22 protein-coding genes and 1 pseudogene are annotated in these 25,101 nt (G+C 65.1%); 13 read left to right on the top strand and 10 right to left on the bottom strand.

Annotated features, from left to right (window positions below; genetic code table 11):
- Positions 1-117 precede the first annotated feature (117 nt).
- Entirely contained in the window at positions 118-999 is an 882-nt protein-coding gene (locus tag R2N03_RS06720) for a class II glutamine amidotransferase (RefSeq protein WP_316656656.1), read from the bottom strand.
- A gap of 470 nt (positions 1,000-1,469) precedes the next feature.
- Between R2N03_RS06720 and R2N03_RS06715 the strand changes: the two genes are divergently transcribed.
- The 3 genes from R2N03_RS06715 to R2N03_RS06705 all read left to right on the top strand — a co-directional run bounded on the left by R2N03_RS06715 (position 1,470) and on the right by R2N03_RS06705 (position 5,420).
- Positions 1,470-1,667, top strand: a complete 198-nt coding sequence (locus tag R2N03_RS06715) for a hypothetical protein (RefSeq protein ID WP_316656654.1) — start codon at positions 1,470-1,472, stop codon at positions 1,665-1,667.
- A 14-nt stretch (positions 1,668-1,681) separates the two neighbouring features.
- Positions 1,682-3,079, top strand: a complete 1,398-nt coding sequence (gene dbpA / locus R2N03_RS06710) for an ATP-dependent RNA helicase DbpA (protein ID WP_316657771.1) — start codon at positions 1,682-1,684, stop codon at positions 3,077-3,079.
- Positions 3,080-3,596: 517 nt separating this feature from the next.
- Positions 3,597-5,420 carry a CocE/NonD family hydrolase gene (locus tag R2N03_RS06705; RefSeq protein ID WP_316656652.1) on the top strand — a complete coding sequence of 608 codons (1,824 nt, stop codon included), beginning with the start codon at positions 3,597-3,599 and terminating at the stop codon, positions 5,418-5,420.
- 177 nt (positions 5,421-5,597) lie between these two features.
- Here R2N03_RS06705 and R2N03_RS06700 read toward each other — a convergent pair whose 3' ends face one another.
- Positions 5,598-7,337 carry a DUF2334 domain-containing protein gene (locus R2N03_RS06700; RefSeq protein ID WP_316656651.1) on the bottom strand — a complete coding sequence of 580 codons (1,740 nt, stop codon included), beginning with the start codon at positions 7,335-7,337 and terminating at the stop codon, positions 5,598-5,600.
- A gap of 11 nt (positions 7,338-7,348) precedes the next feature.
- On the bottom strand, positions 7,349-7,678 hold the full coding sequence (locus R2N03_RS06695) for a hypothetical protein (protein WP_316656647.1): 330 nt from the start codon (positions 7,676-7,678) through the stop codon (positions 7,349-7,351).
- Between the two features lie 195 nt (positions 7,679-7,873).
- Here R2N03_RS06695 and R2N03_RS06690 point away from each other — a divergent pair, with 195 nt between their 5' ends.
- The 5 genes from R2N03_RS06690 to pdeM all read left to right on the top strand — a co-directional run bounded on the left by R2N03_RS06690 (position 7,874) and on the right by pdeM (position 14,625).
- Positions 7,874-8,182 carry a hypothetical protein gene (locus R2N03_RS06690; protein ID WP_316656645.1) on the top strand — a complete coding sequence of 103 codons (309 nt, stop codon included), beginning with the start codon at positions 7,874-7,876 and terminating at the stop codon, positions 8,180-8,182.
- Positions 8,183-8,646: 464 nt separating this feature from the next.
- On the top strand, positions 8,647-9,726 hold the full coding sequence (locus tag R2N03_RS06685) for a ligase-associated DNA damage response exonuclease (protein WP_316656642.1): 1,080 nt from the start codon (positions 8,647-8,649) through the stop codon (positions 9,724-9,726).
- Positions 9,723-11,369, top strand: coding sequence for an ATP-dependent DNA ligase (locus R2N03_RS06680; protein ID WP_316656640.1), 1,647 nt, complete (start codon positions 9,723-9,725; stop codon positions 11,367-11,369). Before R2N03_RS06685 ends, R2N03_RS06680 begins: the two co-directional genes overlap by 4 nt.
- The gene (locus tag R2N03_RS06675; protein WP_316656638.1) at positions 11,366-13,981 is read left to right on the top strand and encodes a ligase-associated DNA damage response DEXH box helicase; all 2,616 of its coding nucleotides are present in this window, start codon (positions 11,366-11,368) and stop codon (positions 13,979-13,981) included. Before R2N03_RS06680 ends, R2N03_RS06675 begins: the two co-directional genes overlap by 4 nt.
- Positions 13,978-14,625 carry a ligase-associated DNA damage response endonuclease PdeM gene (gene pdeM, locus R2N03_RS06670; protein ID WP_316656635.1) on the top strand — a complete coding sequence of 216 codons (648 nt, stop codon included), beginning with the start codon at positions 13,978-13,980 and terminating at the stop codon, positions 14,623-14,625. Before R2N03_RS06675 ends, pdeM begins: the two co-directional genes overlap by 4 nt.
- Positions 14,626-14,655: 30 nt before the next feature.
- On the opposite strand, the gene R2N03_RS06665 is transcribed toward pdeM, so the two are convergent.
- The 7 genes from R2N03_RS06665 to R2N03_RS06635 all read right to left on the bottom strand — a co-directional run bounded on the left by R2N03_RS06665 (position 14,656) and on the right by R2N03_RS06635 (position 22,013).
- Complete coding sequence (locus tag R2N03_RS06665) at positions 14,656-15,582, bottom strand: TIGR01777 family oxidoreductase (RefSeq protein WP_316656633.1); 927 nt, start codon at positions 15,580-15,582, stop codon at positions 14,656-14,658.
- A gap of 112 nt (positions 15,583-15,694) precedes the next feature.
- Positions 15,695-17,236, bottom strand: a complete 1,542-nt coding sequence (locus R2N03_RS06660) for a cryptochrome/photolyase family protein (protein ID WP_316656631.1) — start codon at positions 17,234-17,236, stop codon at positions 15,695-15,697.
- Positions 17,233-18,534 (bottom strand): DASH family cryptochrome, encoded by a 1,302-nt coding sequence (locus R2N03_RS06655; protein WP_316656629.1) that lies wholly within the window; start codon positions 18,532-18,534, stop codon positions 17,233-17,235. Before R2N03_RS06655 ends, R2N03_RS06660 begins: the two co-directional genes overlap by 4 nt.
- Complete coding sequence (locus R2N03_RS06650; protein WP_316656627.1) at positions 18,531-18,692, bottom strand: DUF2256 domain-containing protein; 162 nt, start codon at positions 18,690-18,692, stop codon at positions 18,531-18,533. The genes R2N03_RS06655 and R2N03_RS06650 overlap by 4 nt, the downstream gene beginning before the upstream one ends.
- An 8-nt stretch (positions 18,693-18,700) precedes the next feature.
- Complete coding sequence (locus tag R2N03_RS06645) at positions 18,701-20,251, bottom strand: FAD-binding domain-containing protein (RefSeq protein ID WP_316656625.1); 1,551 nt, start codon at positions 20,249-20,251, stop codon at positions 18,701-18,703.
- Between the two features lie 14 nt (positions 20,252-20,265).
- Positions 20,266-20,853, bottom strand: a complete 588-nt coding sequence (locus R2N03_RS06640; protein ID WP_316657770.1) for a lipocalin family protein — start codon at positions 20,851-20,853, stop codon at positions 20,266-20,268.
- 104 nt (positions 20,854-20,957) lie between these two features.
- Positions 20,958-22,013 carry an NAD(P)/FAD-dependent oxidoreductase gene (locus R2N03_RS06635; protein WP_316656623.1) on the bottom strand — a complete coding sequence of 352 codons (1,056 nt, stop codon included), beginning with the start codon at positions 22,011-22,013 and terminating at the stop codon, positions 20,958-20,960.
- A gap of 218 nt (positions 22,014-22,231) precedes the next feature.
- On the opposite strand from R2N03_RS06635, the gene R2N03_RS06630 reads away from it, so the two are divergent.
- The 5 genes and pseudogenes from R2N03_RS06630 to R2N03_RS06610 form a co-directional block, all read left to right on the top strand.
- Positions 22,232-23,206, top strand: a complete 975-nt coding sequence (locus R2N03_RS06630) for a MerR family transcriptional regulator (protein WP_316656621.1) — start codon at positions 22,232-22,234, stop codon at positions 23,204-23,206.
- Between the two features lie 73 nt (positions 23,207-23,279).
- Positions 23,280-24,032 (top strand): SDR family NAD(P)-dependent oxidoreductase, encoded by a 753-nt coding sequence (locus tag R2N03_RS06625; protein ID WP_316656619.1) that lies wholly within the window; start codon positions 23,280-23,282, stop codon positions 24,030-24,032.
- Complete coding sequence (locus tag R2N03_RS06620; RefSeq protein WP_316656616.1) at positions 24,029-24,484, top strand: DUF3429 domain-containing protein; 456 nt, start codon at positions 24,029-24,031, stop codon at positions 24,482-24,484. The genes R2N03_RS06625 and R2N03_RS06620 overlap by 4 nt, the downstream gene beginning before the upstream one ends.
- An 87-nt stretch (positions 24,485-24,571) precedes the next feature.
- Entirely contained in the window at positions 24,572-24,991 is a 420-nt protein-coding gene (sdhC, locus tag R2N03_RS06615; RefSeq protein WP_316656613.1) for a succinate dehydrogenase, cytochrome b556 subunit, read from the top strand.
- Between the two features lies 1 nt (position 24,992).
- A pseudogene (locus R2N03_RS06610) lies at positions 24,993-25,101 on the top strand (succinate dehydrogenase, hydrophobic membrane anchor protein); the annotation flags it as partial.

The raw sequence follows: 25,101 nt of genomic DNA, 5'->3' as shown, positions 1-25,101 counted from the left end.
GCACAAGTCGCGGGCGGCAGGGTAACGCGGGGCTCCTGACACCGTTTTGTCAGGAGGTTTCAGTGCGGGAGCATGCAGGTTGGTGTGATTCTTTCTCCACACCAAGGTTGGGGGTGGTCAGCTTGCCTCGCGGCCGTAGGTCGGCTGGTTGGCCGGGAGCTCGAAACCGGGCCGCCGTGGCGTGAACCGGTGATGCTCGACCCGGCCATCCTTGGCGATCACCACGGTCTCTTCGGGGATTTCCGCCCAGGCGTCGGGCAGGTCGACGAGCGGTTCCGACAGGACCAGAAATGCCGCGTCCCCGGCATCGGTGATGCTGGAATCATCTGGATAGAGCGCACGCAGATGCCGGAACGACGTGCTGTGGAATAGCGAGCGCGAATCCCGCTCGCTGGAATACCGAGCCGCAACGATCTGCGTGCCGTCGGTCGCGCATACGGTCATGTTGAGCGGATGCTCGATGCCGTTGCGGTGGCCGACATCCTCGATCAAGCCGACCATCCGCTCAAGCGCGGCTTGCGGCTCACGGTCCAGCCCAAAGGTCAGGGCCAGGAAAAACATGATCTCGGAATCCGTCGAGCCCTCGATCCAGCGGAAAAGCTCGGGGGCGACTTCCATCATCAGATCACGGCGAACCGTCGGGTAGTCGCGTATCTGTCCGTTATGGGCAAAGAGCCACCGGCCATAGCGGAACGGGTGACAGTTGGTTTCCTGCGCGGGGGTGTCGGTTGCCGCACGCACGTGCGCGACAAACATCGACGACCGGATCGCCCGCGCGGCTTCGCGCAGGTTCGTATCGTTCCACGCGGGGTGCAGGCAGCGGTAGCGGAACGGCACTTCGGAGTGGCGTCCGTACCATCCGATGCCGAACCCGTCGCCGTTGGTGGTCGTGTGACCGAGGCGCGAACGCAGGCTCTGGTCGATCAACGAGTGCCGGGGCCGGAACAGCACCGTCTCCATCTGAATGGGATTGCCTGAATAGGCCAGCCAGCGACACATGATCCTTACCTGGGGAACGCCTTGAGAATTCAGTCTAACCAACGCGCCGGCGAATGGACTGGAAAATCCCCGACGCGTCCAAGCGGTGTGTCGGTGCTGCAACGCTTGTTGGCCAGATGCGAAGCGGGCTTCACTGGCGCTCGGGATGGGGAGGCGACGCGACGTTATCGCCACCCGCCTCGATCCCGTTTAATCTCATAATGTATCTTATGTTAAATATGCGATTTACCCAGATCGCGGTCGGCAGTCCAACGAATCCTGCCATGGGTCTCGCCCGGGTTCGTTGGCCGCCCTCCTGTCGAGCAGAACACGGCAGAAAGTTAACATCGACCCCGAAAAGTTAGGTACAACCAGACTCTCGCTTCTCCCTGGCCCGACTTGGGAGAGAATCCGCTGACCTTGCTCAGGGCGATCGATGGTGCACCCTCGATCCACCTTGTTCATCCCCAACCGAGCGCAACCGAATCCAATTGAAGACCACCGTATTCACTTGCAAAAACCAGAGCTGCGGCACGCAGTGGGAGCTGTCCGACGTCGTCATCAAGGATGAGGGCCAGGGGCCGCTGTTCCGCTGCGCGCTATGCGGCGCACGCAACTATGTCGAGCGCTTCGAAGCGGACGACGGCACCGTCGTCTACGAACAACTCGAAGGCAAGCCGTACAAGTGACCCAGCGCAACGACATGACCATCGCACCGACCGCCACACCTTTCAGTACCCTAGCGCTCGCTCCAACCGTGCTCGCAAACCTCGCGCAGCTCGGCTACACCGACATGACGCCGATCCAGGCTGCCAGCCTGCCCATCGCCCTCGCGGGACACGACCTGATCGCGCAGGCCAAGACAGGCAGCGGCAAAACCGCGGCGTTTGCGCTGGCTCTGCTCGCGCGGCTCGACGCGCGCAACTTCGACGTGCAGGCGATGGTGCTCTGCCCCACGCGCGAGCTTGCCGACCAGGTTGCGCAGGAGATCCGCCGCCTCGCACGCGCCGAAGAAAACGTGAAGGTGCTGACCCTCTGTGGTGGCACACCGATGCGTCCGCAGGCAGCAAGCCTCGAGCACGGCGCGCATGTCATCGTCGGCACGCCGGGACGCATCATGGACCATCTGGAGCGCGGTAATCTCGCGCTCGGCGCATTGAAAACGCTCGTGCTGGACGAAGCCGACCGCATGCTCGACATGGGCTTCTTCGATGACATCGCGACGGTCGTGCGCCAATGTCCACCCGATCGTCAGACGCTGCTGTTCTCGGCAACGTACCCGGAAGGCATTGCGAAGCTGAGCCAGCGCTTTCTGCGCAATCCGAAGGAAGTGAAGCTCGAAGAGCGTCACGACGACAGCAAGATTCGCCAGCGCTTCTACGAGGTGACCGACAGCCAGCGGCTGCATGCGGTCGAGCTGCTGCTCAAGCACTATCGGCCCGTCAGCACGCTCGCGTTCTGCAACACGAAGCAGCAATGCCGCGACCTGCTCGACGTGTTGCGCGCGCAGGGCATTCACGCACTGGCGCTGCACGGCGAACTCGAGCAGCGCGAGCGCGATCAGGTGTTGATCCAGTTCGCCAACCGCAGTTGCTCGGTGCTGGTGGCGACCGACGTTGCCGCGCGCGGGCTCGACATCACGCAACTGGAAGCGGTGATCAACGTTGACGTGACGCCCGACCCCGAGGTGTATGTGCATCGGATTGGCCGCACGGGCCGCGCCGATGAAAACGGCTGGGCGCTGAGCCTCGCGAGCATGGACGAGATGGGGCGCGTCGGCAATATCGAAGAGGCGATGGGCCGCGAGGTCGAATGGCACAAGCTCGACGAGCTCGATACCGGTAACGATGCACCGCTGCTGCCGCCCATGGAAACGCTGCAGATCCTCGGCGGACGCAAGGAGAAGATCCGCCCCGGCGATGTGCTCGGCGCGCTGACTGGCGATGCGGGTTTTCGCGGCGACCAGATCGGCAAGATCAACGTGACGGAATTCTCGACCTACGTCGCGGTCGAGCGCGGCATCGCGCGAGACGCGCTGCGCAAGCTCAACGCCGGCACGATGAAGGGCAAGAAGGTCAGGGTCAGGCTGATGGAAGAATGATGCCGGCGCCAGCGCCGACACTTACATCAGCGAGCCGCCCTGCCGCTGATTCCTTGCGCGCACGTTGACTGACTCCGCCCGGATCAGGTCAAGGAGGTCCCGAGGTTGGGGACTGGCAGAGATTTGCGCATGTTCCGCAGAATGGCGTTTCGCCCCCTCCTGCGCGGATGGCAAGTTGCGCCAGACAGTCAGTCTGGCGCCCGGTTGCCCGGGTTAACCAGCATCGCCCTCCTTTCGATGGGAGGCTCTAAAAAACAGCCTGTCTCAAACAGAACGGCGTCAATAGAATCCTTGCAGCCTCGGCACACGTACATGGAAAACATCGACCGAGGCAGGAGGAGACTACATGCTGCACATCCGCAATGGCTGCCTGGCAGCCAGTCTTTGTTTGTTCGTGGCTGCCTGTGGAGGCGGTTCCTCAGATTCTGCAGCCAGTGCCGCGGGCTCGCCCTCCACGACTGTGGCCGCGCCGCCTGCCTCACAAGCGGCTGCCTGCGCCACGCCCCTGGCGCCAAGTGTGGTCAACGACTCGATCGTCGTGCCGGTGCCGTCCGATTTCGATCCAACCGCAAATCCGACGCCCACGACGCGGGTCTACTTTTCCGTCATGCTGCCCTCGCGCTGTCCTGGGGATCGTTTTCCGGTGGTCCTGCACAGCCATGGCTACGGCGGCAACCGTCTGAAGACACTGGCCGCCAATGGTGACCTGCACCCGGACGACCCGCATTTCACCTCCATCGACGAACTGGTCCAGGCGCTCCCGTACCACGGCTACGTTGTCATCAGTTACGACGAACGCGGGCACGGTGACAGCGTGCCGGCCAATGGTGGCGGCAATGCCCGCATCATCGATCCGCGCGCCGAGGTCCAGGATGCCCGTGCCATCCTGGACTGGGCCTACGACAACGCCGACAGTCTTTACGTGCAGACCGAGCCGCAGACGGGCATCCCCAAAGACATCAAGGTCGGGACGATCGGCTACAGCTACGGGGGCGGTTTCCAGATGCCGCTGGCAGCACTCGACCCGCGCATCGATACCATCGTACCCAACGGCACCTGGTACGACTTGCTGTACAGCCTGCTGCCAGGCCAAGGCATGAAACTCTCGTATGGCGGGCTGCTTTGCCTGCTGGCCACCACCGCCACGACCGCAAGCCCCGGCGGGCACGGCGTGTCGAATACGCCGCTGGTGGCAACACTGTGCAACACCATCGGCGTGCAGGGGCCGCTCGCCAGCACCGTGCGAACCGAGACCGATCTGTTCAACCTGGCCAGTCTGCCGACGGCAACTCCGCGCCCCGTGTCCGGCAGTGAGCTGACGCAATTCTTCTTCGATCACGGCACCGGGTATTTCGAAGCCCAGCAGCGTGCCGGCCTAGCGTGGAACTTTGGCGAAACCCAGGCGGTGCTGCGCAAGGTGCCAGCCCTGTTCTTGCAGGGCAACCGCGATGTGCTGTTCAACGTGACCGAGGCCTACCTGAACGCGCGCTATTTTGCGTCGACGGGCGCGGACGTGCGGGTGCTGACGACCGAAGGCGGGCACATGAATCCGCTGGCAGGGCAATCCCAGGGCACCGCCAATTGCGGAGGCGTCAACGGTGTGGCGTCGATCCTCACGTGGTTTGACAGGCAGTTGAAGGGCATCGACTCCGACGCATTCAACGCGATCCCCAAGGTCTGCCTGTCGGTGGCGGATACGGTTGGCGCCCCCAACACACAGCCGGTCGGATTGGTGATGGACCACATCCCGGTCGGGTCCCTATCGGGGCCGGGGGCGATTCCCACGAGTGCCTCCACCCTGACCGCTTCCGTGCCGCTGGGCGCAACCAGCCCGGTGTTTGTGCCGATCCAGACCGTCAGCGGGAGCGGACGCGTGCTGGCCGGCGTGCCGCGCATCGCGGACTTGGCGGTGACGCGCGGAACAGGTGCGGTCCAGGCTGCGGTTGCCTACGTCGGCGTCGGCATTCTGCGTGGCGGCAAGCTGATTCTGGTGGACGATCAGGTGACTGCCTTTGCGGAAGGCGACCATCAAGACGATCCGGGCTTGAATGCGGGCGCTGTCTTGCTGCCCGCCATCGGCGAGCAACTGCAGGACGGCGACCAGGTTGGCCTGCTGTTCTATCCGCAGCACGTTCAGTACGCCGCGATCGTCAGCGCGAGTTCGCTGCCGAACGCAACCAACGTCGTCAACTTTGCGCTTGGCACGCAGATTCCTCCGGTGACGTCGGCTCTCGATCTGTCGACGGCGGCAGTGCCAAACGTCTACAACGTCTCTGCGACCGACGTGGAGCTACCGATCCTGGTGCCGGGTGCGTACCCCAACAGCCAACTCAGCCAGTGATGGAGCGCGCAGTGTGATTGTCTGAATGCCGCTGCGCGAGCGTCGCGGGTGGGGCTGCCGGAAGCAGCCCTGCCCTGACCGTTATGACCAGATGCGCGGCGCGACAACCGGTTGACCCGTCAAAGGCGAGGCAAGGCGGTGACGTGATGTCCACCGCCTTGCCATGAGCGTCGGCCACTATTTGAGCGTGCTCGCGTCCACCCACTGATATCCGAGACCGGAGATGCCTTTCACCAGACTCTGGAAATCCTGGAATGCGTTGGACGCAGCGGTCCCCGACATATCCGAATCCAGCCAGAACGGATGGAAGAAGAACGACGCGAAGCCGTCACGTACGACCCACGCATATTGCGCATTCAGATAGATGTCCTGCCAGGTGTAGGTCAGGCACGAGAACGGATCGATGTTGCAGATGTTGTATTCGATGTTGCCGAGATTCTCCGGAATGATGCGCTGTCCGTAGTAGTCGGAATAGATCACGTACGGAAAGAACTGTCCGACCGCGAATGCGTGGTTGTTGGCCGTTGAATTGAGGGTGTACAGGTCGCTATTGCTGCAGATGGTATTGGTGTTGGTGACGCTGCTCGTTGTGTTGTTGGTGCACGCAAAGTACACGACGCGCTGGTACGTCGAGTTGAAGCGCGGCGGTACGGCGGCAATCGACAGTGGCGACGATTCGTAGTGCGGTGCCTCCCAGGCGAACGGCGTGTAGCCGTTGCTGGTGAACTGCTGCAGGCCCGCATCCAGTCGCCCGCCCGCCCACTGGAGCGAGTCGTCGTCGGTTGGCGTGTTTGTCGTTGCATACCAGAACTCGAAATCGTTGCCGCTGACCGCGTTGTCGATGTTGGGCACATTCTCGTACTGATGCGTGTAACCATGCATCATCACCCTGCCCCCTCGCTTGAGCGCGTAGTTGATCGCCGATTTCAGCCCTGTCGCGTTGGCCAGCGTGATGGTCTCCGGCACGCCATTGTTGTAATACCCGTTCGGGTCCGTGTAGACCGGAATGGTCGCCATCGAGAACGGAATATGTTTGTTGTACAGATAGTCCGTCAGCTTCTTCATTGAACTCGTACTGGTGTACGCATTCATGTCTTCGAAGCGGACCATGGCCCGGTGCGCGTACACCGTTGACGCGCTATCGCCCAGAATGTCGTGCAGCAGGTCGCAGAACGCCAGATAGCGGTCGCGCGGGCCGATGTACGAAAACGGCTGATCCGCGAAATACCAGAAATTGCCCGAGCGGACCACATAGGGCGCCACGGCCCCGGTCTGGCTGTCCGTGATGTTCACCAGCACCTTCGCCTTCGTTGCATCGGTGACTTGCGTGACGCCGATGTCGGGGTCCGCGCTGACCACGCCTGTCGTCGAGTTGAAGTTGTAGTACTTCACCATCGACATGCCCTTGTAGGTCACGGTATCGAAGAACCCCGGATTCGGATTGCTCGACGACGGATAGACATTGCCGTTGAAGCCGTACACCTCGTTGAAGGCGATGCCGAATTTCTGGGTGAAGGTCGGGTTGGCGTAATCGACCGTGTCCCACGCGAGTTCCCACAGGTTGTACTTGAACCAGACAACGGTGGAAGTGGTCGACATCACGTCCTGCAGGAACGCCGGCGGAATCGTGTTGTTGTAGTAATCGCCCAGGTAGAACGTGGCCTGGTTGGCCTGCACAGAGCCCGCGGTGTAGTTCTGGATCGGTACCAGACTGACCGAGGTGTTCCAATGCCCGAGCAGGTTGCGCAGCATGATTGCGTAGGCAAGCCCCAGGTTGGTGTAAGGGTCGTTTGGTGGTGCGTCATACAGGACGAGCACCTTCATTGGCGTCGCTGCCTGCGCCGAGGGTATCGACATCGGCCGGAACACGACGAGCAGACTCAATGCGAGCAGGCATGCCAGGATGAGCTTTTTCATGATCGTCTCCGTCAGTCGACCCAGACATTGCCGTTCTGGCGATGCACCGACGCCGGAGAAACGATCGTGCCGCCCGTGCTATGGCCGTGTTCTGCTTCACGCATGAGCGAGCGCGGCATACCCGGCACGATCACCGTTGGCACGGAGGGGCGTGGTGGCGGGACCACCTTGCCGTTCTGGAGATGCGACGAAACGCTCGCCCCCTGATTGCCGGCTGCGCTGCCCTGCCCGCTTGCCGCATTGGGCGCGGCAAGGCCAGTGGTTGCCAGCAAGCCGAGCGTGGCGGCCAGCAGGCCCTGCCGCATCCACGTCCACGATGGCGCGCAATGTTTGCATGTCATGATTCGTCCCCTTGACCCAATGCGCCTCTTTCACCTTGAAGAGGCGCTCGTCCCGGTTTGCCAAACACTGCCATGCCACGGATTCGACGGCCCTCGTGCCATTCCCTCCCGACGCCTGGTGTTGTCCTGTCAGTGCCGTCACGTGAACGGCGAACGGCGTCGTGACCGCATGCATGCAACTGACCTGCAGGCGCCTTGGCCCTCGCCCTGGAATCGAAATCGTTTCAGGGTTGTAGCGGCGTTGCGGCCAAGGGGGTTCAGCGCGTCGAAACCTTGCGCCACGGCGTGGCGTCGACGGCATGGCCGACGTTGTCGGCCGTCACGCGCATGGGATGCGAAGTCGCCACCGTCATGGCGTCCGAGGCGGGATTGCGGGCAGTCTGGATGATTCCGCGTCATGGCGGATGTCTCCGCAACGATGTGCGCTGCACAGGTTGGCAAGTTGCGCAAATTTCGCGCCAGGCGATGCAAAGGCTCGCCTCCGCCCAGGCCGACCGTTTTTAGGGGGACCGCTTTCCAGGCAACCGGTGAGAAGTGATTCACACGTGAAACAGGCTGATGCGGTCTTCGGCCGGGCCGGCCTCCGCACATCGAGATCACCGTCGGCCAGGTTTGCGCATCGCACGGCGCCCGGCTGCGATGCCTGCCCCGTGCATAAGATGCTGGGACACGTGACGCGACGTTGCAGCCAATGCATTGGGCCTGAATTGGCTTTGCGTGGGAAAAATGCGCCGACCTGCCATCCCGAGACGCGCGCGCGCGGGTAAGGTACGGTGCTGCGTCCCGGATCCGATCCGCACGGTGTCGACATGCGTTGACACGATCGTGCGCTTTGTCACGGTGCGCGCCTCAAAATTGCTACCCGCAACGTAAGCCGGTCCCGTCGGGCCGGTGAGGCGCGCCGCAGCGCAATGCGGCTTGTGGCCGCCCCAGGGGGCGGAGCCCGTGACACCGGGCCCGATTCACCCATGCACCGTCGAGTCGTAGCCGGCATGCGCCCAACCAACCTGATTGTTTCGACACCCAACGGTTTGTACTGCCCTGCGGGCGATTTCTACGTGGACCCATGGCGGCCCGTTGACCGCGCCATCATCACGCACGCGCACAGCGACCACGCGCGCTCGGGACACGGGCACTATCTTGCCGCGAGCGAAGGGGCCGGCGTGGTGCGCGCGCGGCTGGGTGACGACATCCCGCTCCAGACGCTGCCCTACGGCGAGTCCATCGTCCACCACGGTGTGCAGGTGAGCTTCCATCCCGCTGGCCATGTCCTGGGTTCTGCGCAGGTGCGGCTCGCGCACGGCGGTGAGGTCTGGGTCGTCTCGGGTGACTACAAAGTGGAGCCCGACCGCACGTGCGCCCACTTCGAGCCGGTCCGCTGCGACACATTCATCACGGAGTCCACCTTCGGGCTGCCGATCTACCGCTGGCGCCCGCAAGACGAGCTCTTTGCGCAGCTCAATGCGTGGTGGCGTGGCAATGCCGAGGCCGGACGCACCAGCGTCGTCTTCTGCTACGCATTCGGCAAGGCGCAGCGCATCCTGTCGGGCCTCGAGACCAGCATCGGCCCCATCGTCTCCCATGGCGCCATGCTCCAACTGGACGCGGCCTATCGCGCCGCCGGCATTGCGCTCCCCATGACCCGACTGGCCACCGATATCCCGCGCGCGGAGCTGCGCCGGGCGCTGGTGCTGGCGCCGCCCTCGGCACAGCGCACGCCGTGGATGCGCCGTTTCGGTGACTACGCCGATGCCTTCGCAAGCGGCTGGATGCAGCTTCGCGGCGCGCGCCGGCGTCGGGGCGTCGATCGCGGATTCGCGCTGTCCGACCATGCAGACTGGCCCGGCTTGCAGCAGGCGATCGAGGCGTCCGGCGCCTCGCGGGTCCTGGTCATGCACGGGCAGGTCGCGCCCCTGGTCCGCTGGCTATGCGAGCGTGGCCTGGAGGCCAGCGCATTCGCCACGGAGTACGGCGACGAGAGCGCGCCGCCGGAAATCGACGGTCCGCAGCCCGACAATGCAATCCTGCCTGCGGCTCCAGAGGCATGAGAACCTTCGCAGATCTCTACGCCCGGCTCGACGCGACCACGTCGAGCAACGCCAAGCTGGCCGCGCTCGTGGATTACCTCCGCACGGCGCCGGATGCCGACGCCGCGTGGGCCGTGTATTTCCTGGCCGGCGGCAAGCCTCGGCAGCTCGTGCCGGTGCGTGTGCTGGCCCGCTTTGCGCAATCCGCATCGGGCCTGCCAGAATGGCTGTTCGACGAGTGTTACCAGGCCGTGGGCGATCTGGCCGAGACCATCGCCCTGGTGCTTCCCGAAGCGGACCACGTGGACGACGCCTCCCTCGCCACATGGATGGAGGCCCGCCTGCTGCCGCTGCGTGGGCAACCACCAGAACAGGTGCTGCCCCAGTTGGCCGCGCTATGCCGCGGCTTGCCGCTGCATGCCCGGCTGGTGCTGATGAAGCTCATCACCGGCGCGTTCCGTGTGGGCGTGTCCAAGCTGCTGGTCACGCGTGCGCTGGCCCAGGTCGGTCACATTGACCCGAAGCACATCGCGCAGCGGTTGATGGGCTACACGGACATCAGCCAGGCGCCCACAGCCCAGCGCTATCGCGCGCTGCTGGCCGATTCAGATGCCATCGGTCATGCGCTCGACGCCGGGCACCCGTATCCGTTCTTCCTGGCGCACCCGCTGCAAGCCGACGTGGAAGCGTTCACCCCACTCCTCGGTCCGGCCAGCGACTGGCAAGTCGAATGGAAGTGGGACGGCATCCGCGCCCAGCTGGTGCGCCGTGCCGGCGGCACCTGGTTGTGGTCGCGCGGCGAGGAGCTGCTCACTGATCGCTTTCCCGAGCTGTCGGCCATGGCCGAGAGGCTACCCGTGGGAACGGTTCTCGACGGCGAGATCGTCGTCTGGCAAGACGGGCGCGTGCAGCCGTTCGCCCGGCTTCAGCAACGCATCGGGCGCAAGACGCTCACCGCCCGCGTGCTGCGCGATGCGCCCGCCGTGCTGCTCGCCTATGACCTCCTCGAATGGGAGGGGCAAGACTGGCGCAGCCGGCCGCAAGCCGAGCGGCGCGCGCAGCTCGAGCGGGTGGTCGCAGCACATGTCCACCCGGCCCTGGAGCTGTCCCCTCTTCTTCAGGGCGAAGATTGGAACCATCTCGCCCGCCAGCGCGAAGCCTCGCGCGAACTCGGCGTGGAAGGGCTGATGCTCAAGCGCCGCGATGCGCACTATGGCGTTGGCCGCACGAAAGACGTGGGCGTGTGGTGGAAGTGGAAGGTCGATCCGTTTTCGGTGGACGCCGTGCTCATCTATGCGCAGCGCGGTCATGGACGCCGTGCCAGCCTCTACACCGATTACACCTTTGCCGTATGGGACGCGCCCGCCGAGGTGCCCGACCGCAAGCTGGTGCCGTTTGCCAAGGCCTATTCGGGCCTGAGCGACGCCGAGATCCGGCAGGTGGATGCAGCGATCCGCAAGACCACGCTGGAGACCTTCGGGCCCGTGCGCAGCGTGGCGCCGACGATGGTGTTCGAACTCGGTTTCGAAGGGATCGCCCGCAGCACGCGCCACAAGAGCGGCATTGCGGTGCGCTTTCCGCGCATGCTGCGCTGGCGCCAGGACAAGCCGGTCAGCGAAGCCGATACGCTGCAGACGCTGGAAAGCCTGCTACCCGCATCATGAGTGAATCCGCACAGCCCGATCTCGATGCGTGGTTTGCCGCGCGTGGCTGGACACCGATGCCGTTTCAGCGTGCGGTGTGGTCTGCCATGGCCCGTGGCGAATCGGGCCTCCTGCACGCGACCACCGGCGCCGGGAAGACCTATGCGGTCTGGCTGGGCGCGCTGCAGAAGCTCGCCGAGCAGCGCGGGCGCGGCGGTGCGCCTCCCCTGTCGGTGCTGTGGCTCACGCCCATGCGCGCGCTGGCTGCCGACACCACGCGCGCGCTGAGCGATGCGGCACACGCGCTGGCGCCGCACTGGACGCTCGGCCTGCGCACTGGCGACACCGGAAGCGCCGAGCGCGCCGCACAATCGCGCCGGCTGCCGACGGCATTGGTGACCACGCCCGAAAGCCTCTCGCTGCTGCTGGCGCGGGCCGATGCGCGCGAAGCGCTGGGCTCGGTACGCGTGGTGGTCATCGATGAATGGCATGAACTGGTCGGCAACAAACGCGGCGTCCAGGTGCAGCTGGCGCTCGCAAGGCTGCGCACCTGGTCACCGGGGCTGATCGTGTGGGGCCTGTCGGCAACGCTGGGCAACCTGACCGAGGCAATGGACACGCTATGCGATGCCAGTGCGCCGTCCACGGGCACGCTTGTGCAGGGATACATCCCAAAACGCATCGTGATCGATACGCTGCTACCCGACGGCGTGGGGCGGTTTCCATGGGCCGGCCACCTCGGCATGGCGATGCTGCCGCGCGTGTTGGAAGCGCTGGAGAGCGTGAGCACCGCACTGGTGTTTCTCAACACTCGGTCGCAGGCGGAGCTGTGGTACCAGGCCGTCATCAATGCGCGGCCGGAATGGGCGGGCCTGATCGCGCTGCATCACGGCTCGCTGGATCGGACGACGCGCGACTGGGTGGAGACCGGCCTCAAGCAGGGCACCCTCAAGGCAGTGTTCTGCACGTCGAGCCTGGATCTGGGTGTCGATTTCCTGCCCGTCGAACGGGTGCTGCAGATCGGCTCGCCCAAGGGCGTGGCACGGCTGCTGCAACGGGCCGGCCGATCGGGACACGCGCCGGGCCGGCCATCGCGGGTGACGGTCGTGCCGACGCACAGCCTGGAGCTGGTGGAAGGGTCTGCCGCACGGATGGCCGCCGTGTCGGGCCAGGTGGAGGCCCGGACTTCACCGCACAAGCCGCTGGACGTCCTGGTCCAGCATCTGGTGACGGTGGCGCTGGGCGGCGGCTTCACGCCCGAGGCGCTGCTGCAGGAGGTGCGCCGCGCATGGGCCTTCCGAGACCTGCTCGACGGCGAATGGCAATGGGCGCTCGACTTCGTGCGCCAGGGCGGGCACTCGTTGTCCGCTTACCCCGATTACCGCCGCGTCATCCCCGATGCATGCGGTATCTGGCGGGTGCCCGATACGCGCCTGGCACGCCGTCACCGCATGAGCATCGGCACCATTGTCAGCGACGCCACCATGACCGTGCGCTGGTGGCGTGGCGCAGGCGGCGGCGCCCTGGGCTCGATCGAAGAGGGCTTCATTGCGCGGCTGCGTCCGGGCGACAGTTTTCTGTTCGCGGGCCGGCTGCTCGAACTCGTACGCGTGCAGGACATGACGGCCTATGTGCAGCGCGCGAGCGGCAAGCGCGCCGCCGTACCGCGCTGGAACGGAGGACGCATGCCGCTCTCGACCGAGCTGGCGCATGCCGTGGTCGCACAGCTCGACGCTGCCGCGCAGGGCCGCTTCGACGGCCCGGAAATGGAAGCTGCCCGGCCGATGCTGGAGTTGCAGGGGCGCTGGTCTGCCTTGCCCACTGCCTCGACACTGGTCGCCGAAACACTGCAGTCACGCGAGGGTTGGCACCTCTTCCTGTATCCGTTTGCGGGGCGGCACGCCCACCTCGGCCTTGCCAGCCTGCTGGCCTGGCGGGTGGCCAACCGCACGCCCGCCACCTTCTCGCTGGCATTCAATGACTACGGCCTCGAACTCGTGTCGGCCACGCCGGTCGACTGGCCCGCGCTTCTGGCCACAGGCGAGCTGTTTGCGACCGGCACGCTCATGCAGGACGTGCTCGCCAGCCTGAACGCAAGCGAGTTGGCGCAGCGCCGCTTCCGGGAAATCGCACGGGTGTCGGGCCTGGTGTTCCAGGGCTATCCGGGAGCGCACAAGAGCACGCGCCAGTTGCAGGCGTCGTCCGGTCTGTTCTTTGAAGTCTTTCGCCGCCACGACCCAGGCAACCTGCTGCTCACGCAAGCAGAAAACGAAGTGCTGCGGCAGGAGCTCGACCTCGACCGCATCGAGGCGGCACTCATCCGCATGCGCGGACTGCAACTGGAATTGCGCGCGCTGGAACGGCCGTCGCCCTTCGGGTTTCCGTTGATGGTGGAACGCTTTCGCGAACAGCTATCGACCGAGAAGCTGGCCGACCGCATTGCCCGCATGCTGGCGGAAGCCGAGCGCGCCGCCGGCCCCGAACCAACCGATCCGGATGCCGGGAGCCGACCGGAAATCGACGCTGACGTGCAGGCGGCATTGCGCATGACGGAAGCACCCGATGCGGGGGACAAGACGCGCCGCCGCGCGCGCCGCCCGCGCAAGGCATCCAAGCCGCTACCGCTGCTATGACGCAAGACCTTGCAATCCCGTGCGCGGGCGACACCCTGTGGCTCCTGCCGGAGCGCGCCCTGTGGTGGCCCGCGCAGCGCATGCTGATGGTGGCCGACGCGCATTTCGGCAAGGCTGCAACGTTCCGTGCGCGTGGTGTGCCCGTGCCGGCAGGCAGCACTGCCCGGGCAGTCGCCAGGCTGGACGCGGTGCTGGCGCGGCTGCCTGTCGCGCATATCGCATGGCTGGGTGACCTGCTGCACGCGCGAGAGGCGGTTGCCGCGACAGAGGCGCTTGCTGCCTGGCGCGCCCGACATGCACAGATCGCGTGCACGCTGGTACGCGGCAATCATGACCGCCACGCAGGCGACCCGCCAGCGAGCCTCGATTTCAACGTGGTGGAAGAACCGTGGACCATGGGGCCATTTGCGCTTTGCCATGAACCCCAGGACGTTGCGGGCCACTACGTGATTGCCGGGCACGTGCATCCCGGCGTCATCCTCAGCGGACGCGGAAGGGACAGGCTCCGCCTGCCATGCTTCCGCTTTGGCAAGACTTGCGCACTGCTACCGGCCTTTGGCGAGTTCACCGGCCTCTGGACGGCACCCGTCGCTCCCGGTGAAAGGCTCTATGGCATTGCGGATCACAAGGTCTGGCGGCTATGACTACCGCATCGGATTGCGCTGCCGTTCCGCCTAGCCTGCCCGCCGCGTACCGCTGCCGGCATCGGTAAGCAGGTCCGACAATGCACTGTCGAGGCTCGGATGACGAAACCGGTAGCCCGCCTCCAGCGCGCGTCTGGGTTGCGCCTTCTGGCCGCCGAGCAGCAGCACCGACATTTCACCCAAGCCCGTCCGCAACACCCAGCCCGGCACCGAGAAGAACGCCGGGCGGCGAAGCTCACGGGCCAAGGTCCGCGTGAACTCGACATTGCGCACCATGTAGGGCGCGCAGGCATTGAAAGCGCCCTGGCAGTCTTCGCGCTGCAGCAGGAAATCGATCAGCCCGACTTCGTCGTCCAGATGAATCCAGGGCATCCACTGTTGACCATCGCCCAGACGCCCGCCCAGCCCCAGGCTGAACGGCAGACGCAGTCTGGCCAGCATGCCGCCGTTACGGGCAAGCACGGGGGCTGTGCGCAACAAGACGACCCGCATACCCAGTGCTTCGGCTCGCGCGGCTTCCTGTTCCCAGGCGACGCAGAGTTCGCTGCCAAAGTCGGAGTTCCCCGACGGGCTGTCTTCGTCGAGCGGCGCATCACCCCGGTCGCCGTACCAGCCCGTTGCCGAGCCGGACACGAGCACGTTCGGACGGTGCGAAAGGGTGCCGAGCCAGTCGACCAGATGCCGGGTGAGGTCGATGCGGCTGCGCCACAAGACCTTGCGCCGCTCCGCTGTCCACGGGCGGTCTGCGATCGGGGCGCCCGCCAGATTGACCACTGCGTCAATGGGCGGCGAATCCTCCAGCTCCTGCAGCGCGGCGATGCCGCGTGCGCCAGCGCACAACGCCGGCACCCGGAGCGGCGTGCGGCTCCAGACAATGAGCTCATGGCCCTGGGCTTTCCAGTGGTGGCACAGGGCCCGCCCGATCAAGCCGGTGCCTCCCGTCAGCAAAATGCGCAAGGTGATGGGTCCTCTGAATCGTTGAGATCAAGATGCCATGCGGCACATGGAACCGAACGCCAGTCGGCGTTCCATCCCGGCATGACATCCGGTAAATGCCACGTGTGGCCTTTCATAGCGTATCCAGCCGGGCGCGCAGCCACGCAGCCTGCGTGCGCAGGGCATCGCGCTCCCCATCCGGCATCTTGGCAAGCTGCCGATACACCATGCCAAGGCGAGGATTGCGGCTGAACACCTCTGCATGCCGATCGAAAAAGTCCCAGTACAACGCGTTGTACGGACAGGCGTCCTTCCCGATCCGCTGCTTGCTGTCATAGCGGCAGCCCTTGCAGTAGTCACTCATGCGTCCGAGATAGGCGGCGCTGCTGACATACGGTTTGGTGGCGATGAGGCCGCCGTCGGCCCATTGGCTCATGCCAACGGTGTTGGGCAGCTCCACCCACTCGAAGGCGTCGATGTACACGCCCAGATACCAGCGATGAAGCTCCCCGGGATCGAGCCCCGCCAGCAGTGCGAAGTTGCCGATCACCATGAGCCGCTGGATGTGATGCGCATGGGCCGTTTCCAATGACTGTCCGATGGCATGCTGCAGGCACCGCATCTGCGTCTTGCCGTTCCAGAACCAAGCCGGCAATGGCGTCTGATGGCCGAGCGCGTTACGCGCGTCATACCCCGGCATGTGGGCCCAATAGATACCGCGCACGTACTCGCGCCAGCCCAGGATCTGGCGGATGAAACCCTCCACGGCGGACAGCGGCGCCCCGCCCTCCCGGTACGCCGCTTCCACCCGGGCGATCACCTCGCGCGGGTGGAGCATCTTCACGTTCAACGCGAACGACAGCAGCGAATGGAACAGCCTGGGGCTGGCGCTGCTCATCGCGTCTTCAAAATCGCCGAAGTGCGGTAGCGCCTGACTGACAAACGCCTCCAGGCAGGCCAGCGCCTGCGCGCGATTCAAGGGCCAGCGGAACCGGTCGGCCTGCGGGTCGCCGAAGCTCTTGACGCCACTGCGTTCCACCGTGGCCCACAGGTCCCGGTGGTCATGGAGCGGACGCGCGTCGGCGGGTTCGCGGGGCGTACCGCGCCAAGGCTTCCGATTCTCGTGATCGAAGTTCCATTGCCCCCCTTCCGGATCGCCCTTGTCATCCAGCAGGACATGATGGCGTCGGCGCATGTCCCGGTAGAACCGCTCCATCAGCCACTGTTTGCGGCCTGCAAACAGGGTTGCCAAATCGCGCCGGCCAGTCATGAAGTGTTCAGTGTCGGCCTCGTGGGTGGTCAGTGTCTGGGTTGCAGCCCACGCATGCAGTTGCGCGTCAAGCCTCCACTCGTCGGCGGATTGCCATTCGACGCGTTCGGCGCCGACCGCTTGCGCCAGTGCGCCGAGATTCTCCGTCACCGACTGGGTGTTGTTCGCGTCATCGATGCAGAGATAGTGCACCCGGTGGCCCTGCCCCCGTAGGTGCCGCGCAAAGTCGCGCATGGCCGCAAAGATGGCGAGTATCTTCTGCGCATGGTGCAGCACGTAGTCGGTTTCCTGGCGCACCTCCATGAGCACGTAGACCACATGGCGATCCACCTCCGCAAACCACGAGTGCATCGGGTTGAGCTGGTCACCAAGCACCAGCCGCACAGTCTTGGCGCGATCCGTCACGGCATTCCCCAGAGGCGAAGGTACTGACCTTCAGCGTCATATTGCGAGAGCTGCTTCCGGATATTGAAGCGCCGCCCACCCTGCGGATCCGTCCCCCGGCCCGCGATGTACAGCCAGTTGCCCTGGTTGCTGTAGACGTCGTAGTCCAGCAGTTGGGCTTCGAACCACGCGGCGCCCGCGCGCCAGTCGCCCCCCAGCTCGTACACCAGATAGCTGGCCACCACCTGCCGAAGCCGGTTGCTGAGGTATCCGGTGGCCTGCAGCTCGCGCATGGCCGCATCCACCAGCGGTTCGCCGGTGCGGGCCTCGCACCAGCGTTCGAACCCCTGCGCGTTGTGTCGCATGGGCGGGTGCTGAGCGAGCCCCTCGGCCCGGTACAGCCGCCGCCCGTGCTGCAGGTGCAGAAAACGGAAGTAGTCTCGCCACAGCAGTTCGAACCACAACCAGTAGCTTCCTTCGTTGGCCCCGTGCGTGGCCTCGAACTGCTGGAGCTCGGCCACGATCCTGCGCGCCGACAACGCACCCGTGGCCAGCCACGGTGACCATTTGCTCGAGTAGTCCACTCCAGACAGACCGTTCCGGGTGCGCTTGTAGCTGTGCGGGAGTTCGCGCGCCAGATACTGCTTCAGATGCGCAAGACCGGCCGATTCGCCGCCATCGAACGCAGGCTTGTCATAGGGAAATGACGCGCGCGCATCCGGGCCGTCATCCTTGGCACGGTCCGATGCTGGCGCAAGACGCAGATCAAGGGGGATATCGATCCCGGCGGGCCAGGGCGGCACCCTTGCCGGTGCCTTGAGGGGGACTGGCGGCTTGACCTTCGCGCGCTCGACGGCCTGGCGAAAGGGCGTGAACGTGCGCGGCAAGGCGTGCACCGCCCACGGCAAATCACCGGGCTCGAGCAGGCTGCTCTGCCACAGGGTATGCACCTGCAGGCCCGCCTTGCGCAATGCTTCGACCTCGGCCTGCTCCTGCGGCGCGGCGATTTCCTCGCACACCACGGCGGTGGCCCCGACAGCGCGTGCCAACGCAGGGAGCGTGGTGCTCGCCGGACCGCGACATTCGAGCAAGCCGCTTCCCAAGCCGGCAAGCTGGCGGTCGACATCGCGCAGGGCTGCCGACACCACCGCGCGGCGATGACGGCCGACCCGGGCGAAACCCCATGCGGTCGGCTCGTCGTAGTCGGCATGGCAGTACACCGGCACGATGTGCTGGGCCCCGCTTGCGCATGCCGCACGCAATGCTGGCTGATCGTGCAGGCGCAGGTCGTTACGAAACCAGAACAGTACGGTACTCAAGTGGCCACCTCGGCTCCGGCGGTGCGCTTGCGCGCCTGACGGCAGCGCTCAGAACAATACTTGACCTCATCCCAGGTCTTTGCCCACTTCTTGCGCCAGACAAAGGGCAAGCCACATTGAGGGCACTGCTTGCTCGGCAGGTTTTGCTTCTTGTGCATGGAGGCGATCAGAAATCCAGACTTTGCTGCTGGGGCATGGCCGTTCCACGAGAGGATCGGTCAACCCGGTCGCGCCGCAAGCGCGAGCCGTGCTTTTGCACGATGGCAGCGTTGGCGTTTCGTACGTCGGCGCGCCCCCGCAAGGCGTGGATGCGTGCCTTGGCCTGGCGGGTTGCCGCTTCCAGATCGACGACCGGCTCGGGGATGTCCACGCCGACGCGCACGCCGCAGCGCGCCTGCACCTCGGGCGGCATGCGCCACGGCTGCAGCAGCCACGTGTCTGGCACACGCCGCAGCGCAGGCAGCCAGTGCCTGACAAACGTGCCTTGCGGGTCTTGGTCTTGCGCCTGCTTGATCGGGTTGTAGACGCGCGTGGTGTTGATGCCGGTCGTACCCGCCTGCATCTGCATCTGGCTCCAGTGGATGCCGGGTTCGTAGTCGAGGAACTGCCTCGCCAGCCACAGGCCCACCGGCCGCCAATGCAGCCACAGCGGATAGGACGCCACCGAAACCAGCATGGCCCGCATGCGGAAGTTGATCCAACCGGTCTCTCGTAACATGGCCACGCAGGCATCCACCATCGGCCAGCCGGTGCGCCCGCTCACCAGTGCGGCGAAGTGGGCCTGGTTCCATTCAGCCTCCCGCAGGCCGTCATAGCCGCGGTGCAGATTCCGAAACTCCAGCGCGGGCTCGGATTCGAGCTTCTGGATGAAGTGGCAGTGCCAATGCAGGCGACTGATGAATGCCGCCAGCCCCTTGCTCTGCCAGGCTGCCGCGGGATCAGCGCAACCCTTCAATTGCAGCAGGCGCTGCTCGGTGGCCTGCACGACCTCGCGCATGCTCAGGCACCCCATGGCCAGATATGGCGACAGCCGCGAGCATGCGCTGGGGGCGGTGAGCGGAGAAGAGATGCCGCCCCGATAACGCTGACTGCGCTCGAGCAGGAAGTCTTGCAGACATGCCTGGCCAGTGGAACGTCCGCCTCGCTGACGGCGCCGTGGTGCGTCTGCTGCCAACCCAAGCGCTGTGCCAGCAGGCCACACCTGTTTGCCCCACGGCAAACCGACGCCCTTCAGGCTGCCGGTGCTGGGCGCCGGCAGGCAAGGCGCATGCATGTGTGTGCGCCAGCGCGCGTGCCAGACATCGCGTGTCTGCAGCCGTCGCACCACGCCATGCTGCGGCCATTCCCGCCAGGTCACGCCGTGATCCCGGCACCAACGCGCCACGGCCCGGTCGCGCTCGAACGTGTGACCATTGCCGGTCTCCTCGTGCGACACCAGCTGGGCAAAAGGCGCCGCTGCGTGCAGCCGGGCGAGTATCTGCGTCACGTCGCCGACCGCAACCTGCAATGCCGCCCCGCAGGCGCGCAACTGCGCATCGAGATCTTGCAGGCACTCCTGCAAGAACAGGTAGTGCTGCAGCGCTGCGTCGGGTTGTGCCCAGTAACCCGGCTCCACCACGTAGAGGCACAGCACCGGTCCTTGCCTGGCGGCGTGGAGCAGCGGGGCATGGTCGTGCACCCGCAGATCGCGCTTGAACCACACCACGGTAAACGTCATCGGCGCCCGCCCGCTTATCTTGCAGGAACCGCAGCCGGATCCTGTCGATCCTGCGACACCCGGATCAGCGCTGCGGTATCGATGCCGAGCGCGCGCGCCTTTGCAACGATCGACTCGCGCTGCGCCGGGTCGAGATGCTTGTCGCGCGCCAGGATCCAGCAGTAGCTACGGTCCGGCCCCACCACGAGCGCCCAGCTGTAACCCGGATCCAGTGCCGCCACGTGGTAGCCCCCGTAGAACGGCCCAAAGAACGACACCTTCAACGAACCGGTATCGTGGTCGCCCGTGAAGAGGGCCTTGCCGATCGCCTCTCGCCACATGCCCGTGGCGGGATCAAAGCCGCGGTTCACGACGCGGACGCTCCCATCCGGTTGCGGCTCGTACGTCGCCGAAACATCCGTCAGGCCACGCTCGAAGGAATGGTCCAGCCGCGCCTGCTCGTACCACCGGCCCTGGTAGCGCTGGAGATCGAATGGCGCAACCGGGGAGATGCCCGGTGGCGGAGTCGTCGGCGCGCAGCCGGCCATCAAGACACCGCCCGCAAGCACAAGCGCGAGCCATTGCAACCGCCCACGGCGCGCTTGTGTGACCGCGCTGGGCATCAGGGGACGCTTCAACAGGCGCAATGCATTCGATATGCGTTTGAGCATCGGGGATCTCCATGAAGCAGCGTGTTCATCGTGCATCGTTCTCACCTGTTGTGTTGTCAACTGGATTGCTCAACCACCTGTGGCTCGGCGCGCGGCTCGCATGCTTGGGACATCAGGGAACGTTGGATCGCTTCCCCAAGACGGCTGCCGCTCAGCCAAGCCCCTTCGACACTGCCACTCGCCAACCAATCGCCGCAGACACCGATTCCGTCCTGTGCGCGCCACATGTAACCCGGTGCATCGTCACCCCTCGGCTCCAGGGGTACCGCATAACGCCAACGATGCGCTGTCGCGGCGTGCACTGCCGGCCCGCCCAGTTCGCGAAATGCGGCAACCAGCATGCGCGCAACGTCCTCCGGCGCCTCTTCCAGATGCGCATCGGTCCAGGCGGACGACGCATGCAGTGCCCACGTTCCGTGGCCGGTGCGGCCGGGCTTGCTGGTATCGCTTGCAATCCAGCCCAACGGCCCTGCGTTGACCACCGCCGCATCGAAGCCCAGGTCTGCATCGCCTTCACACTGCGCCATCACGACCCAAACCGGCCGCATCCGGGCACTCGCGGCGGCATGCGCCAAATCAGGCGCTGGCCGCTCGAGCAGCGGCACGGCCTGCGGCGACGGAACACCGACGACGACGATGTCGAACCGGTCATCGACGAGGCCGCTTTCGACAGACGACAGCCGCCAGAAATGGTCTTCGCGTATCAGCGCGTTGATGGTCGTGGCCGTGACCGTCTTCACACCCGCAGCCAGCAGCCGAGCCGGCATCGTCATGCCCGGCACACCCACATATCGTGTAACGGACGGGGTGGCCACGGGAGGCATGCCCAGAGACAACGACACGACGCGCGCAGGCCATGGCGCAACCGCGCCCGCCGCTGTCCAGCGCGCGACCTCCCCTGCAAATTTCGCGTCGTGCGCCTGAAAGTCCGGCGCGCCATGGTCGCATTGCCAGCCGTCACCGCGGCGCGTGCTCATGCGGCCACCAACACCGCGACTCTTCTCGAACACCGTGACCCGATGTCCGCCTTGCGACAACACATGCGCACAAGCGAGGCCGGCAATGCCGCCGCCTACGACAGCGACGCGGGCTGACTCATCTTCTCGATTCATGAAACGAAACTGGCCGAGGGCGACTTTCGGCATGGCTGTGAACTTGGTCCTGAGTATAGGGACGTCAGGCGGTTCGCAGTGCGCCTCTGCTCGCGGTTTCGGCCACGAATATCAACACATTCTCGACTCATGTACTGACGAGACGTTTCACCGGCGTAAAAAGGTTTTGTCTTCTGATGCAGTCAGCCGCTAGCCTGACGTTGTGATCAGGAGAGACCGTGGGAAAGCACTTCACCTCAATGGAGCCACGTCGCTATCGAAGCGGCGAAGCGGCGCGGCTGGCGCGGATGCCCGCTGCCACGTTGCGGATCTGGGAACGTCGGTATGCCGTGGTCTCCCCCCCAAAGACGCCCTCAGGGCAGCGGCTGTATTCAGACGAAGACGTGAGACGTCTGCGCTTGATCAGGACTCTCGTGGATCAAGGCCACCCCATCAGCGCGATCGCTGGCCTGGACTGGGAGGCCCTGAAGGCGCTGATGCTATCGCCCGAGGACACGCAGGCAGAACTGCCCGAGACGCTCTCTCTGCTGGTGGTCGGCCCGGTCGACATGCCGGGCGCCGGCGCGACGTTTGGCAGTATGCGCATTTGCGCGTACGCGAGCTCCCTCGAAGACGCTTTTCAACACGCCCATGCCGGGATAACGGCGGACGCGTTGCTGGTCTCCGTCCCCTCGCTGCATGACGAGACGGTTGCGCGCATCGTGTCGCTGTCAGAAGCCGTGCATGCCAAGGCGGTCAGTGTGATCTACGCATTTGGCAGCAGCCGTGCGACCGAATTGGCGGGGCTCGCGGGCATACGCGTTGTCCGTCGGGCCGACACGCAGGCCAGGCCCGCGCACCTCATCGCAGAACTGGCCGACTGGGCGACGGCGCACCGTCAGGCAGACAGACTGAATGCCGGTACCGCGCCGCGCGCAATGCGCCGGTTCGACGAGAAAGCGCTTGCCTCGCTCGCGGGCATCGCATCGGCCATCCAATGCGAATGCCCACGGCACCTTGCCGAACTTGTGCTGCAGCTCAGTGCGTTTCAACGCTACAGCGATGAATGCATATCGCGATCACCGAGCGATGCCCTGTTGCACCGCCGTCTTGGCAACGTCGCGAATCGCGCCGCCCAACTGCTCGAGACCGCGCTTGCGGAAATCGTGCGTCAGGAAGGATTGATGAACCGCGAGCTGGCGCGTGCCGGTTGACGGAGCCAGCGGTCACCATGCATCAGCGCCAGTTGCTTGTCGCTTCAAGGCCAGAACACGTTAGGACGTAACAATGGGATTTGTTTGGATTACCGGTGCCAGCGGCGCCGTTGGCAGCGCGCTCGCGCGGCGATTGAACCACGCGGGGATCCCGCTGGTCCTGACGGCGCGGGATCGGGACCGGTTGGACACGCTCGCTGCATCGCTTGCATCACCTGAGGTATTGGTCTGCCCTGCCGACGTCATCGACAAGAACAGTGCCCAGCTTGCCATCGAGGCAGGTGTCGCGCAGTTCGGTGCGCCGGAAGGGCTGGCGCATTGCGTCGGATCCATCGTCATCAAGCCGCTTCACCTGACGTCGGACGACGAGCTCAGGCAGACACTCGACACCAATTTCGTCTCAGCGTGGAATGTGCTGCGCCTGTTCGTGCAGCAGGCCATTGCGCACAAGGCGCGCGCGAGTGCCGTGCTGATCGGCTCCGTTGCCGCAACTGCCGGCTTCCCGAATCACGAAGCCATTGCCAGCGCAAAGGCTGCGGTTGGGGAGCTTGCGCAGTCCGCCGCCGCGACGTATGCGGAGCGTGGCATCCGCGTCAACTGCATTCATCCGGGGCTGACAAGGTCGGCCATGTCAGCACGGCTGACCGGCTCCCCGACGGTTGCGGAGCGACTCGCAAAGGCCAACCCGCTGGGCCGGCTCGGACAGGGTGACGACACCGCAGCGCTTGCCGAATTCCTGCTCAGCCCCGCCGCTTCCTGGGTCACGGGTCAGCAGATCAGCGTGGATGGCGGCCATGGCCGGTTGCTCGTGCCGCCAAAATCATGAGCGGACGATCGATGGACGCGCGCGTCCTTGCTGTGGTGCTTGGCATCGGCGGTCTCATCCCGTTCGTTGTGCTGGCGTGGCTTTGCGTGCGGAGCGCTGCCGCCAGCGGTGAATACGAACATGCGCTGCTGATGTATGGGGCGTCCATCGCGTCATTCGTGGGTGCCGTGCACTGGGGTCTTGTATTGCGCGAGTCCGTCGCCACCCGCAGGCATTTCGTTCAGCTTGCCTGGAGCGTCGTGCCGTCGCTCGCCGCGTGGGCCGTGACGATCAGTGGGGAGCCTCGCGCTGCCCTCGTCAGGCTGGCGATCGTGCTGGCCGTCTGCTGGGTGGTCGATGCCATGTTCTGGCGGGGCAGAGCGATTCCGGCGTGGTACTTCGGGTTGCGCAGCCTGCTGACCGCCGTCGCGGCCGTGTCACTTGCGCTCGCCGGTGTGGCAGGCACAGGCTGATTGCTGGAGACCGACGCACCACGGCGCCGAGCCTGCCCACAAGCTTGATCAACCTCATATCTATACGGAGTCTGTCTGGAGAACAACGTGGCAAACCATTCAAGAAAAGGAACTGCCGTCTACAGGAACATCGGTTTCACCGACATCACCACCAAGTACCGCATGCCGGTCGCGGCGAGGGTGTCGATTCTTCATCGGGTCAGTGGTGCACTGCTGTTCCTGGCCCTGCCATTCCTGCTGCATCTCTTCGGGCGAAGCCTGGCTTCCGAGCCCGCCTTCGACGGCTTCAGGCAGACGCTGGCGACCTTGCCTGTAAAAGTGGTCGTCCTGGGATTGAGCTGGGCGTACCTTCATCACTTCTGCGCCGGGTTGCGCTTCCTGTGGATGGACGTGGACCACAACGCCACCACCAAGATGAACAGCCGGCGGACGGCCATGGCCGTTTTCGCGGTGTCGTTGGCGCTCACGGCAATCGTGGCATTCAAATTGTTTGGAGCAAACGCATAACATGACACAGCACGCAATTGGTCCCAAGCGCCTGGTCGTTGGCGCGCACTATGGCCTGAAGGATTTCCTCGCGCAGCGCGTGACGGCGGTGATCATGGCGGTGTACACCG

The sequence above is a fragment of the Ralstonia condita genome, assembly GCF_958405655.1.
Lineage (GTDB): Bacteria > Pseudomonadota > Gammaproteobacteria > Burkholderiales > Burkholderiaceae > Ralstonia > Ralstonia condita.
The sequence above is the reverse complement of the archived record's forward strand: the minus strand, read 5'-3'. Positions and strand labels throughout refer to the sequence as shown.